Raw genomic sequence first — 18,966 nt, 5'->3', positions numbered from 1 at the left:
ACTTATTCACTCTATAGCAACATGTTTGAGGAAAGGTTTAAATATGATGTAAATAAAAACAACTAAATTCAGGAGGTCATTATGAAAGCAATTATTTGCACAAAGTATGGGCCGCCTAATGTTCTCAAACTTCAAGATGTAGAGAAACCTACTCCAAAAAAGAATGAAGTATTAGTTAAAATTCACGCAACAAGTGTAACGACTGGAGATTGTAGAATGCGCGGCTTTAATAGCCCCCTTTTATTTTGGATTCCTATGCGGATTATATTAGGTTTTAAAAAACCAAGAAAACCTATACTCGGCGTGGAGCTATCTGGTGAAATCGAAGAAATAGGAACAGATGTAACTCAATTTAAAAAAGGAGACCAAGTTTTCGCATTAACAGAGCTTAATGTCGGTGGTTATGCAGAATATACATGTGTACATGAAAGCGGATTGATATCATTAAAACCTACCAATGTGACGTATGAGGAAGCTGCAGTTATTCCTTTCGGCGGAACTTCAGCATTACATTTTTTGAGAAAAGGACACATAAAAAAAGGACAGCAAGTACTTATATATGGCGCCTCCGGATCAGTAGGTACTGCCGCTGTACAACTTGCTAAATATTTCGGCGCGACTGTTACAGCTGTTTGTAGTAATTCAAATTTTGAGCTAGTGCAATCTTTAGGAGCTAATCACGTAATTGATTATACGAAAGAAGATTTTAAAAGGCGAGCTGAACGCTACGATATTATATTTGATGCAGTTGGAAAAATTAAAAAATCCCTTTGTCAAAAAGTATTAACGCCCAATGGAAAATATGTATCTGTTAATGGAATGATGGCAAAAGTGAGCAAAGAAGATATGCTTCTACTAAAAATGCTAACGGAAGAAGAAAAATTAAAGCCAGTTATTGATAAAACTTACCCGTTAGAAGAAATTTCAGAGGCTCATACGTACGTAGAGACCGGACATAAAAAAGGGAATGTTTCCATTACCTTAAAATAAAATATATTCAGAAAATAACATTGACAATTCCTTTTGTAAGATTTACTATTAGTACCATATTTAAAAACTAAATACACATACTCTTATCAAGAGTGGCGGAGGGACTGGCCCGATGATGCCCGGCAACCGAGCTTATAATGTATAAGCTAAGGTGCTAATTCCTGCAGAACGATTTTCGTTTTGGAAGATAAGAGAGGAACCTATTTCGTCTATTCGGCACCTCTCTTATTTTTGAGAGGTGCTTTTTATTTTGGAACGTATATTAAGGGGGAATTATAGATGAAAAAGGTATTAGTAAGTATTGTAAGTGGAGCTGTATTATTGTTAGGCGCATGTGGTGCTAATTCTGATAAAGAGGTAAAAGCATTAGATGAGAAAAAGATTACCGTTGGTGTAACAGGTGGACCGCATGAACAAATTTTTGAAAAGGTGAAAGAAGTTGCAGCAAAAGATGGCCTCCAAATCGATGTAAAGGTATTTAATGATTATGTAGCACCAAACGTATCTTTAGATGAAAAAAGCCTCGATGTAAATAGCTATCAAACCAAATCTTATTTAGACGTATTTAAAGCTGAACGTAATATGAAATTAACTGAAGTATTTTCCACAGTAACATTCCCTATGGGTATATACTCTAAAAACTTAAAAGATGTAAAAGAATTAAAAGAGGGTGACGCAATTGCTGTCCCAAATGACCCAACAAATGAGCTGCGTGCTTTAAAGCTATTTGAAAAAGCAGGAGTTTTAAAAGTTGATCCAAAGGCTACGGAAAAAGCGACTGCAAAAGATGTAATTGAAAATCCGAAAAATTTAAAGATTGTTGAATTAGAGGCATCTCAATTACCAACGCAGCTAAGTGAAGTGAAGGCAGCTGCGATTAATACAAACTTTGCATTAGGTGCAAAATTAAGTCCAGCGAAAGATTCTATTTTCCGCGAAGGAAAAGATTCACCATATGTGAACTGGGTCGTTGTTCGTACTGAAAATAAAGATGATGCAGTTGTAAATAAATTAAAGAAAGCTTATCAATCTAAAGAAGTAAAAGATTTCATTGAGAAAAAATTCGATGGTTCTATTTTACCGTCTTGGTAGGAGCTGACTATAATGATTGAATTAAAAAACGTCTCCAAAGTATTTACAACAAAAAAAGGGAATGTTGAGGCCCTTAAACCAACTTCCCTTAAAGTAAAAAAGGGCGAAGTATTTGGAATCATCGGATATAGCGGCGCTGGTAAAAGTACATTAATTCGCTGTGTAAATTTATTAGAAAAACCAACGACAGGAAATATCATTGTAAACGAACAAGATTTAACAACCTTATCGACAAAAGAACTCGCAAAAGCGAGACAAAAGATCGGCATGATTTTTCAAGGATTCAATTTACTTAAAACCGTTACCGTTTATGAAAACATCGCACTACCCTTACGTCTATCTGGTCTTCCCAAAAATGAAATTGAAAAAAGGGTAGAAAAGTATTTACGTATTGTTGATCTTTTCAATAGAAAAGATGCCTATCCAAGTGAACTTTCTGGTGGTCAAAAACAGCGTGTAGCGATCGCTCGCGCACTATCTCATGAGCCTGAAGTTTTATTAAGTGATGAAGCAACAAGCGCATTAGATCCGGAAACGACCGATTCTATTCTTGATTTATTATTAAAGATCAACGAAGAAATCGGAATTACGATTTTGCTAATTACACACGAAATGAATGTCATCCAGCGTATTTGTGACCAAGTTGCTGTAATGGAACATGGATCTGTCGTTGAAAGTGGAACAGTGAAGGACATTTTTACAAACCCACAACATGTAACAACGAAGAAATTTGTAAATAGCGCATTTGCAGCTAAAATTCCAGAAGAGGTACAGAAAGAACTACAAAGTACTGGAGAAATCGTAACACTTTCATTTATAGGAACCGCTTCAGGAGAACCCGCGTTAGCTATCGCTACAAAACGTTTCCACGTATATCCTAATATTTTATCAGGCAATATTACGCAGTTAAAACATGAGGCATATGGAAAACTGGTCGTTCATATACAAGGTGAAAAAAGTGAAGTACACCGTGCCTTATCATTTTTACAAGAACAAGGAATTATCGTAGAAGGAGGTAGAACAGATTATGGGAAACAAGTCCTTTTTGGATGAGTGGGGTAACGTAATATGGGAAGCAACAATTCAAACATTTCAAATGACATCTATTTCACTACTTATATCTATCCTTATTGCATTACCACTCGGTGTCACACTTGTTTTAACGAGACCTGGTGGACAGCGAGAAAATAAAATTATCTATCCTATTCTTAATACAGTTATTAATATCATTCGTTCTCTTCCATTTATCATTCTATTATTCTTCATTTTACCTTTTACAAAGTTTCTAATGGGAACGTCCATTGGCGTGCAAGGTGTTATCGTACCACTTGTTGTCTTCACAGCCCCTTATATTGCACGTTTAATGGAGACAGCTTTACTAGAAGTAGATCGTGGTGTTATTGAAGCATATCAAGCGATGGGAGTTTCTACTATTAAAATCATTTGGCACGTCATGGTTAAAGAAGCTCGTCCATCTCTCGTACTCGGATTAACAATCGCAACGATTGGCTTAATCGGTGCAACAGCAATGGCCGGACTTGTAGGTGCTGGAGGCCTTGGTGATCTCGCATATCGATTTGGGCATTTACGCTACGAACCTGAAGTAATGTATGCAACGGTCTTTATTTTAATCATTCTCGTTCAAGGGTTGCAGTCTTTAGGGAATGGTGTTGCACGAAGATTGAAGAAAGATTAAAAAGAAGGTATCTCACTGAAATGAGATACCTTCTTCACTTTTGCTTATTTTCTAAATATGTAATGTTGATACTCTTAATACATTTTATTACATACAAAGAAATTGAAAATACAGAAACACCAAATAGCAATTGCACTTCTGTATCAGTGAATTTATAGTCTTTAACAAATAAATTAACCAATGAACTAACAATTGAGACGATAAATAGTGCACTCGCAATCGCATCAATCCCATCTCGATTCCATTTTCGCTCCTCTAATAATATAAAATCACCATAAATTTTTTTAAAAATAACTTTTAAAATAGCCTCACAAATGAAATATACCATTACCATGATTATGAGACCTATAATAGTTGGTCTACCAAAAAGTTCTATTGCAGCGGTATTATTCGATATCTTCTGTGGAAATGACTGGTAAAAAACAAACATGAACAAAACTCCATACATCAAAACCTCAAATATAACAAAAAATATATTACTGACAAAATAAACAAACCTCGAGATATACCTTGTACTACGTTTTTTTGCATAGTCTAAATCCAAATAAGATGCGCGTATCAAATAAAATGATAGTATCATTGTGATAAAGATTGCGCTTAGCATTCCGATAGTCTTCCATGTATCTAATGAAGGCCCTAATGCCTTTTCATAAATTAAGCCTCCAATAGCCTGAAATACTTCGAATATATTAGTTCTTTTTAAAAAAATCAAAAGTACAATAATTGCAGTTACTACAAAAGTAAGGATTTTAAACCATTTCTTAAAAATAAGGATTTTAAACCATTTCTTAAATAAGGAATTCTGGTTATTTTTCAATTTAACGTCTTTCTTCTCCAAAATACCATTCTCCTCCACTTCATATTAAATACCACACCGAAACATTTGTTCTTGTTTTAAGTATAAACAATTGGATATAAACTGGCAATATACAGCGCACAAAAGATTTTTTAAATTTTCCTTATTAAGCAGATACAATATTTACCTGCCGAATAAATCCGCACCCTAAAATATTTATAAAATGCTTTTACATAATAAACTCAATTAAACACAAATATTTTAATTTAAGTGTATACATTTATGATTACCTATTCGTTGTATAAGTGTAGGGAGGAAAAATGATGGGAAAAGAAAATATATTGACCTCCTATCTTATCAGTTTAGGAGAGGAAGTGTTCAAACTATTACTAGCGAAAGGGGCTATAAAAGAAGACGCAGAAGACATCATCCAAAATACTTTCTATAAAGTATATACGTTGCTAGATGACTTAACCGAGAGTAACATACGTCCATGGTTTTTCAGAGTCGCATTAAACGAATACATTGACTTGAAGAGAAAAAAAGAGCAGCAAAACATCTATTTAACTGAAGAGATTTATTCAAAATTACAATATACAGACCGAGAATTGGATGCTGTTTTAAATAAAGATGAGATTTTCTATCTATTAAAAGATATAAAACTAGAATATAAAGAAGCCTTCTTTTTAAAGTACTATTACAACTTTTCATATGAAGAAATCGCTCTAATATTAGATATTCAAGTGAACAGTGTCAAACAAAAATTACATCGCGCACGTAAAACAATTCATTCTACAGTAGGAGGAAAAACTTAATGGACACTTCTTTAAAAGATGCGTTAAAAAAAGCGAAAAGGAAACAATTACTCAAAATCATTATTACTTCTATAATCGTTGTAATCATGCTTATCCCTATAATTTATAAAGTTGGCAATTATTTTGCAGCGAAAAGCTCTACGAAGCTTCACGAACGGCTCTTTTTACATAACGCAATTGCAGAACCGAATGTGCAAATCGATTCTCAAGTAACGAGTAATTCATCTATGTTTGGAGGCAATATTATATCAAATCGTTCTAAAAATATTAATGGTTACGTAGTCCCATGGAACACATTAACAAGTTCCTATGGTTGGCTCCGTACCAACATTGATACCAACGAATTAACACCCGGCTTTTATTGGTCCGATACAGAGTTCTATGAGTACGATAAACAAACTAAAAATAAATTCGCGACATTTTATAATCCAGCTATTAAAGAATATCATGATGGTGTCAAAAATGAATTAGGCGAAGTTTCACAAATGAACAACTATGTTGCGGAAGTTGCTCTCTCATTCCATCAACCCTACACACTACAAGAAATTAAAGAAAAAATTCCAGACAACTTAAACATTGTATGGCTATATATGACATCACCAATCAGAGATGAAAGCAAAGGTCCTGCTGGTATGCCAGTTTACGGATTCAACCCCGAAAAAAAACCTGAAGAAGCGTACAAAGAGTTCGTTGATTCACTTAAACAATACGATGACGATGGACATGATGAAGACATTCAGAAGTTTTTAAAGTCAAACAAAAACAAACCATTTGATCAAGTGAAAATTTCAGGTGTTATGCTAACTGGGAAAACAGAAAACTTTAAGGCGTTAGAAAACCAAGACTTTATTCGTGGTGCCTCTGTAGGAGCTACTGCACAAGTAGTTCCTTATATAAAACCAGAGAAATAATAAGGAAAAGATAAGATAAACTAATAGTAAATAGTTAAAAAACGTGCATTAATCTATTTACTATGGGAGCTATCTATTTTAGTGGAGAGCTCCCGTCTTTCATTTATTGTTCACCCTCAAAAAAATAAATTTCTAAATACTTTATGTACAAATAAAAAATCATAATTTTTGTTCACATTATATCCATTGTGAATTTATTCACAATGGATATATAATAAACATGTAAATACAATACATTGGAGGGATTTCAATGGTTATCAATTTTTTAAGAACTGATAAACGTGCTACTTTCTTATTATTATTTTTACGACTTTACATAGGATATGCATGGCTCGCTGCCGGAATAGGAAAAGTTTTTGGACAATCTTTTGACGCAAGTGGTTTTCTAAAAGGCGCTATCGCTCAAGCATCAGGTAGTCACCCTGCAGTACAAGGCTGGTGGGCAGATTTCCTTCAACATTTTGTTCTTCCGAACGCAGACCTATTTAGCTTTTTAGTCCAATGGGGAGAAATTTTAGTAGGTCTAGGTTTGATTTTAGGTGGATTAACAAAAACAGCTGCATTTTTCGGAATCATAATGAATCTTTCATTTTTATTAAGCGGAACTGTTAGTGTAAACCCAAACCTGCTTATTTTAACTATGTTCATTTTAGTTGCAGGACAGAATGCTGGACGTATTGGATTAGATGGTTATGTTTTCCCAAAACTTTTCAAAAAAAATAACCGTGAAGCATATAAATTAAGTAAAACTGCATAAGAACAGTTCATCTTTTAAATATCAAATAATAAGAAACACGATCATTTTCTCAAATAAAGTGAAACTTTAATCAGTGGGGGGTTTTGTTCTTCCCCCACTGATTATTAGCCCTCACCAATCGGGCTTTTACGGGCAGCCCGACTCCCACCTAACTTCTTTGCTCCAGCCGAATTTTGAGGTGGGAGTTTTACTGCCCGCAAATAGCGGGATAAACCGAAACCGAAATCTATAATCAGATTTCGGTTTTTTGATATACAATAAATCACCTAAACTATTCACAATTTGATATAATACAAATTTATCTATAGAAGTAATTTATATTTATATAAACGTTACAATTTACCTTATAACGTTGGGCTATCTGAAAATCTAATAATACGTATACTTGCAGATGAACCAGAAGCAAGAGCTACAATCACAAGCTAAATATGAAAAAAGCTTCCTTATGACGACTGTTTCATCCTTATATATCCTGTGAGAATATCCATTATAAAGCCCTAAAATCTTTCATACTTTCTCCTAGAATATAGTGTGAAAACCACATCAAATTCTGCTTCATAATAGCCACATGAATTCCTGGCTGGTCAGAACTATATGCCATTCCTTTAAAAATAATTAATTCTGTATCAACTTCCATATCCCTTAATCCTTCATATAGCTCATATGCATTGGAAGTTGGAATCCTTGCATCCTTTTCGCCATGTTGAATTAAGGTAGGCGTACATGCTGATTTAATATATGTCATTGGCGATATTTTCCTATATATCTCTGGATCATTCCATGGATTATTTCCTAAATGCATCCTAATGAAGTAAGGGATATCGGTATTTACATAATGGGTACTCCAGTTAGTAATTCCGCCTCCTACTGAAATAGCTTTAAACCTACTACTAAATGTAGAACAGAAAGCTGATATATATCCCCCGTTGCTCCATCCCATAATCCCTACTCTATCTTTATCTGCAATCCCTTGCTCAACTAGTTTATCCACTCCAGATATAACATCATCGTAGTCAGCAATTCCCTGTTTTCTATAGTTTGCTTTTAAGAATTCATTACCATAACCAGAACTTCCCCTGTAGTTTGGTTCTAAAACGATAAAACCTTTTTCGATAAACTGTTCAATAGGATATTTCTCATTAAAACAATCTGAAAATATTGGAAAGGATGCCCAAGCCGGACCACCATGGATTACCACTAATAAGGGATATTTTTTATTTGCATCAAACTCTACTGGGGTTGATAAAACACCCTCTATTTCAAGACCATCACTACTTTTCCATGAGATTATTTCCCTATTGCTTTTAAGCTTTCCTTCGAAAAAGCTATTTTCATTCGTTATTTTTTTATCGTCTAAATAGATTTCAAAGGTCTCATTTGTTATAGCCTTATTATAGGATATATGATTTCCATCCCTTGTTATAGAAGCATCCATTATAAAGCCATCTACTTTGTCACTTAACATTTCCACAGTGCCATCCTCACATAGCAATCCAATAAGGTAATTCGTTTTATCCTGCCATCTAATTAAAATCCCCTTAGCTGTCCACTGTAATGGCATAACCGTACTATCAAAATCTGTTAGAGGCTGAATTGCCTCTCCAGTATTCATATCATATATCTCTAATGTACTGTCTTGTATATGGTTTCTATAGTAATCCTTCTCTCTTATACTTGCTGAGTAACATATTTTGCTGCCCTCAGGAGAAAAGCAAACGCTCCCGCCCAACAACTTATCTACATTCATCTTTTTTAGTTCCTCAGCTTCAACATCTACTATGTATAGATCACCATTCATATGATCGTTTAGGCTTGGTGTAGCCATAAATACAACCTTTGTCCCATCATTTGAAATATCAAAGTTATGTATATAAAAATCCTTACCCTCCGTTAATTGATAAACACCGCTAATTTCTCGTTCCCCTTTATCATTTTGTATCACTTTTTCTATTTCAATGTAGTATAAACAATTATTCTGGTGTTCCTTACCTATATGTTGAAAATCTCCATATAGTTCCTTACGTTTCTTTATCTCCTCGCATTCTTTTGACTGCGCAACATAATAAAAACCCTTGCCAGTAGGCTCCCATTTAAAATTACTGACCCCTTCTTTCTCATCAGTAATTTGAACCACGCCATAACCATCTATCGACTTAACAAAGATCTGATTTTTCCCATTACCAACAGGGCTAAGGTATGCAATGTTCCTAGAATTTGGAGACCATAATGGACATGCACTATCTATATCCCCATTTGTTAATGGGTAACTCTTCCCCTTATCTTTTTCATATATCCATACATGATTCCTATATGTATTGTCTTTCCAGTTAGTCATCTTCTTAACAAATGCTACATTCTTGCCATCATCACTTATGTTTGTACTTGATACGGTTGGTAACGAAATAATCTCTTCTATACTTAAATATGTTTTTTCTTTCACTTTCATTAATCCCCCTCGTAATATCTAGTAATCTAATTTGTTCAATAAAGTGAAACTTTAATCAGTGGGGGTGGTTTCCATCACCCACTGATTATTAGCCCCCACCAATCGGGTTTTTACGGGCAGCCCGACTCCCACCTAACTTCCTCGCATTCGCCGAATTTCGGGGAGTCTTACTGCCCGCAAATAGCGGGATAAAACCTCTGCCATATGCTGAACCCTTTAGAACTGTGTTTAGCTTTCACCACTGTAATACCCCAACCTTTACTAACTGTTAATAAAAAGTTCGTTGTCATAATAATTGGATCAGCTGGGTGTTTAATCCCAAGCTCTTCAGCAATAATAATCGCCTCTTCTTGTGGTAATAAAGGAAATTGTTCACGAATATCTAAACGATAACGGAAAATTCAGTTAAATGAAAGTAGTTCCGTTCCAAATCTGATAAAAATTCCTGTTGTCTGGCGGTCTTTATACCTTTTAATCTTGTTGAACACCCTAATGAGGAAACACTTTAAATTTTAAGCCAAGGCTGATAATCTGCTTCACTACCCTCTTTAAGCCACTTATCGATTTTAGTTGTTCTTTTTCTTTTCGACACAAAAACACCCCTTTAGATAAAAATATCCAAAGGGGCAAAGCTTCACAACTTTATTTTAAATCCACAATAAACTAGTTACTCTACCAATTTCCTACTCAACCGTAACAGACTTAGCTAAGTTACGTGGCTTATCAACATCACATTCGCGGTGAAGTGCTGCGTAGTATGAAATAAGTTGTAATGGAATTACTGCTACTAGCGGTGCTAGTGCTTCGTGTACAGCTGGTAATATGAAGCTGTCACCTTCCATTTCTAAGCCTTTCATTGAGATGATACATGGGTTAGCTCCGCGTGCTACTACTTCTTTCACGTTACCACGAATTCCAAGGTTTACGTGCTCTTGTGTAGCAAGTGCGATAACTGGTGTACCGTTTTCGATTAAAGCGATTGTACCGTGTTTTAATTCTCCTCCAGCAAATCCTTCTGCTTGGATGTAAGAGATTTCTTTTAGTTTTAACGCACCTTCTAAACCTACGAAGAAGTCTACGCTACGTCCGATGAAGAAGCAGTTACGCGTTGTTGCTAAAAATTGTTTTGCTAATGCGTCCATTTCTTCTTTTTGATCACAAAGTACTACCATTGCATTTGCTACAAGTCCTAATTCGTGTGTTAAATCGAAATCAAGAACTTCACCTTTCGCTTTTGCAATGTCAGCTGCTAAGATTGAAAGTACTGCAAGCTGTGCTGTGTATGCTTTCGTCGATGCAACTGCGATTTCCGGTCCCGCATATAACGGAAGTGTATAATCAGCTTCACGAGAAAGCGTAGAACCAGGTACATTTGTAATCGTTAATGCTTTATGACCCATTTCATTTGTTTGCACAAGTACTGCACGGCTATCAGCTGTTTCACCACTTTGTGAAATGTAAATAAAGAATGGTCTTTCTGTTAATAATGGCATGTTATAAGAGAATTCACTTGCTACGTGTACTTCAACTGGTACTTTCGCAAATTTCTCAATGAATTGCTTTCCAACAAGACCTGCATGATAACTTGTTCCGCATGCAATGATGTAAATGCGATCGCTATCTAAAATTGCGTTACGGATATCTGCATCCAGTTCAATCTCGCCATTTTCACCTTGATACTTTTGAATAATATTACGGATTACAAGTGGTTGCTCATCGATTTCTTTTAGCATGAAATGAGGATACGTTCCTTTTTCAATATCACTTGCATCTAATTCCGCTGTAAACGGTGCACGTTCAATCGTTTCACCTTGTAAGTTTTTAATTGTAATGCTTTCTTTTGTTACAATTACGATTTCTTTATCCATTAACTCGATAAATTGATCTGTAACTTGTAACATCGCCATAGCGTCGCTCGCCACAACATTAAAGTTGTCACCAACACCTACTAATAGCGGGCTTTTGTTTTTAGCAACATAAATCATGTTTGGATTTTCAGCATCAAGTAGTCCAATTGCGTAAGAACCATGTAAAAGAGATAACGTTTGACGGAACGCGTCTTCTACACTTAGTCCTGTACTTACTTGTTGTTCCATAAGCTGCACGATAATTTCTGTATCTGTTTCACTTACGAACGTTACATCTTGTAAATATTCCTTTTTCACTAACTCATAGTTTTCAATTACACCGTTATGAACTAGTGTAAAGCGTTTTGATGTACTTTGATGCGGATGCGCATTTAGTTTGCTTGGAACACCATGTGTAGCCCAGCGTGTGTGACCGATTCCCACGCTTGCTGCTACATTCTCTTCTACGACTTCGCGAAGTTTTGCGATACGGCCTTTTTCTTTGTATACAATAACACCGTTCTCTGCTTGTACTGCAATACCTGCTGAATCATATCCGCGATATTCTAGCTTTTCTAAACCTTTTAATAAAATTTCCTTTGCATCTTGCTCTCCAATAAATCCTACGATTCCACACATGTTTAGTCGCCGTTACAAATGCTTACACTGCTCTGCGAACATGTAACGACATAGTCCGATACCATTTTTATTTATACTAAAAAACGGATTACATATTGCTAGCCCTGTAAGCTTGTAACGGCTTTCACCTTCCTCTCGATTGGGTTAAAGTCCGTATATACTTATACAGCTAGTATTCATCCGTTCCTCTTCTCTCATCACACTTTCACCTTTGTCCACTAAGTCACCTTAATGTTTTAAGTAAAAGTTTGCGGTTGTGATGAACAACCGGGAGTCATCCGCCGAAATCTCGATAAACTCCACCTCGTCAACTACACTACTTGTAGTTCTGGCGCTTTTATAATTTACAATATTTCCTTTGAGAAAAAGAACAAGACCATCTTATAACAAACAATATAAATCGTCAATGAAATTTTTTTCATTGTCTATAAAACATATGAAAAAGGAGCACTTTTTGTGCTCCTTTTAAATAAAATCGGCTAATTATTCAACGCCAACTTCAGCTTTCACAACTTCTACAATACGATGTACATACCCATCACAAATTTCTTGTGTCGGTGCTTCTGCCATTACACGAATAAGTGGTTCTGTTCCAGATGGACGAACAAGAATACGACCGTCTCCGTTCATTTCTTCCTCTACAACACGAATAATTTCTTTAATTTTTTCATTTTCTAATGCTAGTTTTTTATCTGTTACACGAACGTTTACTAGTAATTGTGGGAATTTTGTCATCTCACCTGCAAGTTCAGATAATGGCTTTTTCGTCATTTTCATGATGTTTACAAGTTGAAGCGCACTTAACATTCCATCACCAGTTGTAATGTAATCAAGTAAGATAATGTGACCTGATTGTTCTCCACCCAGGTTATATCCACCACGCTTCATTTCTTCCATTACGTAGCGGTCACCAACTGCTGTTTTATCACTTGTAATACTGTTTGCTTCAAGTGCTTTGTAGAAACCTAAGTTACTCATAACTGTTGAAACAACTGTATTATGTTTTAATTGACCAGTTTCTTTCATATACTTCGCGCAAATAAACATAATTTGATCGCCATCAACGATGTTTCCTTTTTCATCTACAGCGATTAAACGGTCGCCATCACCATCAAAAGCAAGTCCGATATCCGCACCTTTTTCTTTTACTAATTCAGCTAAGACTTCTGGATGTGTAGATCCTACGCCTTCGTTAATATTCATACCGTTTGGAGAAGTTCCCATCGTTGAAATATCAGCTTCTAAGTCTGCAAATAAGTATGGAGCTAAAGAAGAAGTCGCACCGTGTGCGCAATCTAAAGCGATATGTAAACCAGAGAAATCTTCCTCTACAGTTTGTTTAATGTATTGTAAATATTTTTGTCCACCTTCAAAGTAATCACTCACTTGGCCAAGGTTAGTACCTGTTGGACGTGGTAACTCGTCAACTTCTTTGTCTAATAATGCTTCAATTTCTGCTTCTTGCTCATCTGTTAATTTGAAACCATCTGAACCGAAGAACTTAATTCCGTTATCTTGTACTGGATTATGAGATGCAGAAATCATAACACCCGCTTGTGCATCTAAAGCTTTTGTTAAATAAGCCACACCTGGTGTAGAAATAACACCAAGACGCATTACTTCTGCTCCAGTTGATAATAGACCTGCTACTAAAGCTCCTTCTAACATATGTCCAGATACACGTGTATCACGACCAATAATTACTTTTGGACGATCTGTATCTTTTGTTAATACATAGCCGCCAAAACGTCCAATTTTGAATGCTAATTCAGGTGTTAATTCCTTATTTGCAACCCCGCGTACTCCGTCTGTACCAAAATATTTACCCATTATTATTCGCTCCTTTTTCGTGCTCTTTTTGATTATCTACTGTTGGTTCTTGGCCGTTTTCTTTGTCTTTTTCTTTGTCTTGTTCTTTATCTTTTTCTTGTTCTTTATTTTTATCTTTTTCCTGATCCTTTTCTGGATCCGGTTCAGGATTTTTTGGTTTTTCAGTTTGATTTTCTTGATTGTTTTTTGAATCTGGTGGTTCAATATTACCTTGTACTTCTTTATCCGGCTTTTCTTTCTTCACAATTGTGACTTTAGCACTTTTTTGTTTTGCTTCTATCGAAATATTACCAGGACCGCTCACTTGAATAGAAACATCCTTCGTCCCCGGAGATACATTTTGCAGATTAATCGCTGCTGTTATTTGAGCTGCTGTTATTTTATCTACTATACTTGCTTCTCCTGAAATATCAACGCTTATCTTTCCATCTTGTGGCGAAAGTAGCTGAGCAGTAACATCATTCGGAATTCCATTTTTTTGAATCGGGATACCATCAATAGTTTTACTTTTCGTTTGTTTTACCTTTTGTACCCCTACGGAAACCTTCACTTGATTTGGTTTTGCACTTGTTACACCTTTTGGCAATAAAACAGAGGCATCGAATGTTGTAGAATCCGTCAATTGACTAAGATCTACCTCGACCCCCTCTATAGATTGTATATTATCCAAAATGTCTTTTGGACCTGCTATCGTTACTTCTTTTGGTTCAACACTAATATTTGTAACAGCTAAACCTTCTGGTAAATTCCCTTTTTTCGAATATGTTAAAGGAACTGTTTTTTCGACGTTATTTGCTGTAGCTTGTGTCGCTACATTCACCGTTACACTTATTTTAGATGGATTTGTTTTTACATTTAAACGTTTTCCTTCTTTATTGTATAATGTAACGTCTGCTGTTTTTGTAACAGTTTTATTAACGCCTTTTAAGTCGATATATGCCTTAGCCGATGAGATACTTTCTATTTCTTCTTTTGTTCCAACGACTTCAACAGTGTCGGGCTTAATACTTGATTTCTCAATAGTAGCACCTGCTGGCATCTGATCTTCATTTGATAATTTTAAATCTACATGAACATATTTTTTAGCTTTTTCGTGAAGAGTGACTTTAATTGTTGCTGGTTGAACTATCCCTTTTACATCATCTGGGAGACCATTTGCTTTTAAAGAAACTTCATAAGTTCCTTCTGGACGATCCCGCAAATCAACAGGTATATTAAATTGGCTTTTTGCTTTTGCTGTAGCAACCGCTGCTTTTGGCCCTTCTAACTTCACCTTGACTCCACCTTGTGGAATACCACTTACAATATACTTTTCTTCATCATATTTAAGGGTAATGGGATAATCAGTTAATGTTTCTTTCGATTCATTTACGAAAGGTAATATACTTGATGTTGTATTTTTTTCAGTTAAAGTTGCTGACATAAAAAGCATACACGCCAATAGTAATGAGATTCCTTTTAAAAACCAATTATTCTCCATTAACTTATCCATGATGCTTTCTCCTCCAATTCCATAAAGACGAAGAAGTCGTTTTTTCATTCCCACTAAATTCTGTTAACAACATATCCTTCAGCTGTTCTGTCTTCAAATCACGATGTAACTCACCGTTTTTCGTTAAAGAAATTTGACCCGTTTCTTCCGACACAACTACTGTAATACTATCAGTAACTTCACTAACTCCCATTGCAGCACGATGCCTTGTTCCTAACTCCTTAGAAATAAACGGACTTTCTGATAGCGGAAGATAACATGCTGCTGCTTTAATTGTACTTCCCTGCATAATTACTGCTCCATCATGAAGAGGCGTATTAGGGATAAAAATATTAATGAGTAATTCTGATGAAACATTTGCATTCAGCGGAATACCCGTTTCCACATAGTCACCCATCCCAGTCTCTTTTGACAACGTAATTAATGCACCAATTCTACGTTTTCCCATATATTCCGTTGCTTTCGCTATCGCTGTTGCAACAATTTCAGGTTCATCGTCCTCGTGAGTTCCTACACGTGAAAACAAGCTGCCTCGTCCTAGCTGCTCAAGTGCTCTTCGTAATTCTGGCTGAAAGATAATAATAACAGCTAAGAATCCCCACGTTAATACTTGTTCCGTTAGCCAATATAGCGTACGCAATTCAAGTAAAATACTGATCATCCGGACGACAATAATAACTGTAATACCTTTTAAAAGTTGAACAGCCTTCGTGCCCCGGATTATAAGAATTAGCTTATATATAATAAACCATACAACAGCAATATCTAATGCCGTACTAAGATATTTCAAAATGGTCGTATCTTCAAAAGGCATGCTAACCCTTCCTCCTACTTACGAGCAATTCTATCCATATATTGAAATATTATTTTATGCTCTATCTGTATGTATTTCCAACAACTAGTTAATTATACCATACATGAAACAAACGACAATTACAAACGCCCCCTTAGCTTAAATTGGTAAGATGTCAAACTTTCTTATCCCACAGTGTAATACAAGTTATTATACGCCTATTTTCCAATAAAAAAAGCAACTTCACAGTTGCTTTTCTTACATTCATTTCAGTTTTTCACCGAATAAAGAACCCATTAAAGCAACCGCTGTTGTTGCTGTTCTGTTTCTCTCATCTAAAATTGTATTTACTTCAACAAATTCAGCAGATGTAACAATATCGGCTTCTGCTAACATCTCCATCGCTAAGTGGCTTTCGCGATAAGATAGACCACCAATTACAGGTGTTCCAACTCCTGGTGCGTCATGAGGATCAAGCCCATCTAAGTCTAATGATAAATGAACACCATCAGTATGAGATAAATACGCAATTGTTTCTTCCATAACAGCCGTCATACCCATACGATCAATTTCATGCATTGAGAATACTTTAATGCCTTCTTCACGAATAAAGTCTTTTTCTCCTTCATCTAATGCACGTGCACCGATAATTACAACGTTCTCTTTCTTCACCTTTGGATATGCCCCATATAAGTCTACAAGTGAAGAATGCCCATATCCTAAACTTGCAGCAAGTGACATACCATGAATATTTCCAGATGGTGAAGTCTCTTCTGTATTTAAATCACCGTGTGCATCATACCAAATAACACCTAAATTTTTATAATGTTTCGCTACACCAGCTAACGTACCGATAGCAATACTATGATCGCCACCCAATACAAGTGGAAAACGACCTTCTTCTATAATATGATCAACCTTACTTGCTAATTCATTACATACAGTTGCAACTTGTGTAAGGTTTCTTAATTTTGTATTTTCAGCTATTTCTTTTTCTCTCTCTATACATATATCTCCCATATCTTTTACGTTATATCCAATTTCTTCGATTCTTTCAATTACCCCTGCATAACGGATCGCGCTTGGTCCCATATCAACCCCGCGACGCATCTGTCCTAAATCCATTGGAACTCCAATAACTGAGATTTCTTTTTTCATAGATAGTATCCCCCTTTTATGCCTTCACTAAATATTTTAAATCTTTTATATAGTCTGACTCAACTCGACATTTTTCTGCATGGATATACATTTTATTCACTTATATTTACGTTAGAATCCCAATTTTTAAACTATTCGATGTATAAAGTTAACTTAATGAACCAACTAACTTTTCTATCAGCTGATATTTTTATCAGTTCTTTTCTCCATCACCACCTAGAATTACACAAAATATCCTCAAATAACTGGATTTAAAAAACGCTTCTACATTTAGGAGCGTTTTTCTGATGCTAGTTTCCACACTGCTGCAATATTTTTTGCTGTCATTTCGATATTCTCTTCTGCCGCTTTATATGCTTCTTCTAATGTCATTGGACTAGCTGTAATACTAAACACTGCATCAATTCCCTTTTCATAAACAATTGCATAGTTCGGAGATACAGATCCACCAATAGCAATTACAGGGATATGACGACATTTCGCCCGCTTCGCGACACCAACAGGAGCTTTTCCATAAGCTGTTTGTTCATCTATTCTTCCCTCACCAGTTACAATAAGATCGGCACCCTCTATACACTTATCAAAATTTGTGTAATCTAATACAATTTCAATCCCTTTTCTTAGCTGTCCCTTTAGCACTGCAACGACAGCAGCTCCCATTCCTCCAGCTGCCCCCGCACCCGGTATCTCAGATACATCAAAAGACACATGTTGTTTAAGTATATTAGCATAATGTTTTAAATTCTCATCTAGCTCTTTCATCATCTCTACATTCGCACCTTTTTGTCTCGCAAATACAAAAGACGCCCCGCTCAGTCCAACTAAAGGGTTATCTACATCACATGCTGCTTCTAACTTTATATCCTCTAGGCGTGAATCAATCCTAGAAAGGTCAACAGTGGTTATCCAATGCAATGTCCCTCCAGAGGGTTCTATTACCTCACCTTTCTTATTTATAAATCTTGCGCCTAAGGCAGATAGCATACCAGCCCCACCATCATTTGTAGCACTTCCTCCAAGCCCTAAAATAATGTGTTTGGCTCCTTGATCTAATGCATGTAATATAAGTTCGCCTGTCCCTTTTGTCGTTGTAATAAGTGGGTTTCTCTTTTCAGTTGGAACGTGTTGTAATCCTGATGCTGCCGCCATTTCAATAAATGCTGTCTTCTTATCTTTAGACATACCATAAAAGGCTTGCACGCTCTCTCCAAGCGGCCCTGTCACATTAAGTGATATAATTCTCCCCATTGTAGCACCAACAAGAGCTTCAACCGTTCCTTCGCCTCCATCTCCAATTGGTATTTTAACATACTCTGCTTTAGGAAAAATTGCTGCAAAGCCTCTTTCAATAGCTTCACATACCTCTATAGCTTTCAAGCTTTCTTTATATGAATCCGATGCAATGACAACTTTCATAATTACCTCCCCCTTATTCAATCCCCTTTTTTCATTTTAAACGATATATGGAAAAGTTGCCTTTTGGAATGGAATTTAAACACAAAAAAAGCTTACATCATTTGATGTAAGCTTTCCCTATTTATATGGAGCCTAGCGGGATCGAACCGCTGACCTCCTGCGTGCAAGGCAGGCGCTCTCCCAGCTGAGCTAAGGCCCCTTAGTAATTAAGCGGAAGACGGGATTCGAACCCGCGACCCCAACCTTGGCAAGGTTGTATTCTACCACTGAACTACTTCCGCGAAAATG

15 protein-coding genes, 2 tRNA genes, 2 pseudogenes and 1 riboswitch are annotated in these 18,966 nt (G+C 36.0%); of the genes and pseudogenes, 7 read left to right on the top strand and 12 right to left on the bottom strand.

What is annotated here, in order from left to right; all coding sequences use genetic code 11:
• Positions 1-81: 81 nt before the first annotated feature.
• From JTF23_RS22220 to JTF23_RS22205, 4 genes are all read left to right on the top strand, one after another.
• Positions 82-990, top strand: coding sequence for an NAD(P)-dependent alcohol dehydrogenase (locus JTF23_RS22220; protein WP_204209741.1), 909 nt, complete (start codon positions 82-84; stop codon positions 988-990).
• Positions 991-1,070: 80 nt separating this feature from the next.
• A riboswitch (SAM riboswitch) is annotated at positions 1,071-1,184 on the top strand.
• 85 nt (positions 1,185-1,269) lie between these two features.
• Positions 1,270-2,082 carry a MetQ/NlpA family ABC transporter substrate-binding protein gene (locus JTF23_RS22215; protein ID WP_204209739.1) on the top strand — a complete coding sequence of 271 codons (813 nt, stop codon included), beginning with the start codon at positions 1,270-1,272 and terminating at the stop codon, positions 2,080-2,082.
• A gap of 12 nt (positions 2,083-2,094) precedes the next feature.
• Entirely contained in the window at positions 2,095-3,135 is a 1,041-nt protein-coding gene (locus JTF23_RS22210) for a methionine ABC transporter ATP-binding protein (protein WP_204209737.1), read from the top strand.
• On the top strand, positions 3,110-3,778 hold the full coding sequence (locus tag JTF23_RS22205) for a methionine ABC transporter permease (protein ID WP_098561489.1): 669 nt from the start codon (positions 3,110-3,112) through the stop codon (positions 3,776-3,778). Before JTF23_RS22210 ends, JTF23_RS22205 begins: the two co-directional genes overlap by 26 nt.
• Positions 3,779-3,812: 34 nt before the next feature.
• Here the strand turns inward: JTF23_RS22205 and JTF23_RS22200 are convergent, their stop codons facing one another.
• Positions 3,813-4,616: a hypothetical protein gene (locus tag JTF23_RS22200; protein ID WP_204209735.1), complete on the bottom strand. Its 804-nt coding sequence runs from the start codon at positions 4,614-4,616 to the stop codon at positions 3,813-3,815.
• A gap of 281 nt (positions 4,617-4,897) precedes the next feature.
• On the opposite strand from JTF23_RS22200, the gene JTF23_RS22195 reads away from it, so the two are divergent.
• From JTF23_RS22195 to JTF23_RS22185, 3 genes are all read left to right on the top strand, one after another.
• The gene (locus JTF23_RS22195) at positions 4,898-5,389 is read left to right on the top strand and encodes an RNA polymerase sigma factor (protein ID WP_002113346.1); all 492 of its coding nucleotides are present in this window, start codon (positions 4,898-4,900) and stop codon (positions 5,387-5,389) included.
• Entirely contained in the window at positions 5,389-6,300 is a 912-nt protein-coding gene (locus tag JTF23_RS22190) for a sigma factor regulator N-terminal domain-containing protein (protein ID WP_204209733.1), read from the top strand. Before JTF23_RS22195 ends, JTF23_RS22190 begins: the two co-directional genes overlap by 1 nt.
• A gap of 250 nt (positions 6,301-6,550) precedes the next feature.
• Positions 6,551-7,057 (top strand): DoxX family membrane protein, encoded by a 507-nt coding sequence (locus JTF23_RS22185; RefSeq protein WP_204209731.1) that lies wholly within the window; start codon positions 6,551-6,553, stop codon positions 7,055-7,057.
• 487 nt (positions 7,058-7,544) lie between these two features.
• Here the strand turns inward: JTF23_RS22185 and JTF23_RS22180 are convergent, their stop codons facing one another.
• The 11 genes and pseudogenes from JTF23_RS22180 to JTF23_RS22130 all read right to left on the bottom strand — a co-directional run bounded on the left by JTF23_RS22180 (position 7,545) and on the right by JTF23_RS22130 (position 18,959).
• Positions 7,545-9,503: a S9 family peptidase gene (locus JTF23_RS22180; protein ID WP_204209729.1), complete on the bottom strand. Its 1,959-nt coding sequence runs from the start codon at positions 9,501-9,503 to the stop codon at positions 7,545-7,547.
• Positions 9,504-9,748: 245 nt separating this feature from the next.
• Positions 9,749-10,095: pseudogene (locus JTF23_RS28265) on the bottom strand (PDDEXK family nuclease); the annotation flags it as partial.
• Between the two features lie 91 nt (positions 10,096-10,186).
• Entirely contained in the window at positions 10,187-11,989 is a 1,803-nt protein-coding gene (gene glmS / locus JTF23_RS22170) for a glutamine--fructose-6-phosphate transaminase (isomerizing) (RefSeq protein WP_002159592.1), read from the bottom strand.
• A gap of 12 nt (positions 11,990-12,001) precedes the next feature.
• Positions 12,002-12,187, bottom strand: a pseudogene (locus tag JTF23_RS22165) (hypothetical protein).
• A gap of 285 nt (positions 12,188-12,472) precedes the next feature.
• Entirely contained in the window at positions 12,473-13,819 is a 1,347-nt protein-coding gene (gene glmM / locus JTF23_RS22160) for a phosphoglucosamine mutase (RefSeq protein ID WP_002113341.1), read from the bottom strand.
• Positions 13,812-15,311: a CdaR family protein gene (locus JTF23_RS22155; protein WP_204209728.1), complete on the bottom strand. Its 1,500-nt coding sequence runs from the start codon at positions 15,309-15,311 to the stop codon at positions 13,812-13,814. The genes glmM and JTF23_RS22155 overlap by 8 nt, the downstream gene beginning before the upstream one ends.
• Positions 15,304-16,125, bottom strand: coding sequence for a diadenylate cyclase CdaA (cdaA, locus tag JTF23_RS22150; protein WP_204209726.1), 822 nt, complete (start codon positions 16,123-16,125; stop codon positions 15,304-15,306). Before cdaA ends, JTF23_RS22155 begins: the two co-directional genes overlap by 8 nt.
• 243 nt (positions 16,126-16,368) lie before the next feature.
• Positions 16,369-17,262, bottom strand: a complete 894-nt coding sequence (gene rocF / locus JTF23_RS22145; RefSeq protein ID WP_002113337.1) for an arginase — start codon at positions 17,260-17,262, stop codon at positions 16,369-16,371.
• Between the two features lie 270 nt (positions 17,263-17,532).
• Entirely contained in the window at positions 17,533-18,678 is a 1,146-nt protein-coding gene (locus JTF23_RS22140) for a glycerate kinase (protein ID WP_204209724.1), read from the bottom strand.
• A gap of 126 nt (positions 18,679-18,804) precedes the next feature.
• Positions 18,805-18,877: transfer RNA gene (locus JTF23_RS22135), tRNA-Ala, on the bottom strand.
• A gap of 10 nt (positions 18,878-18,887) precedes the next feature.
• Positions 18,888-18,959, bottom strand: a tRNA-Gly gene (locus JTF23_RS22130).
• Positions 18,960-18,966: the final 7 nt, after the last annotated feature.

This window comes from Bacillus sp. RIT 809, from assembly GCF_016892495.1.
Lineage (GTDB): Bacteria > Bacillota > Bacilli > Bacillales > Bacillaceae_G > Bacillus_A > Bacillus_A cereus_U.
Note: the sequence above shows the minus strand (reverse complement) of the source record. Positions and strands in the feature narration are given on the sequence as shown.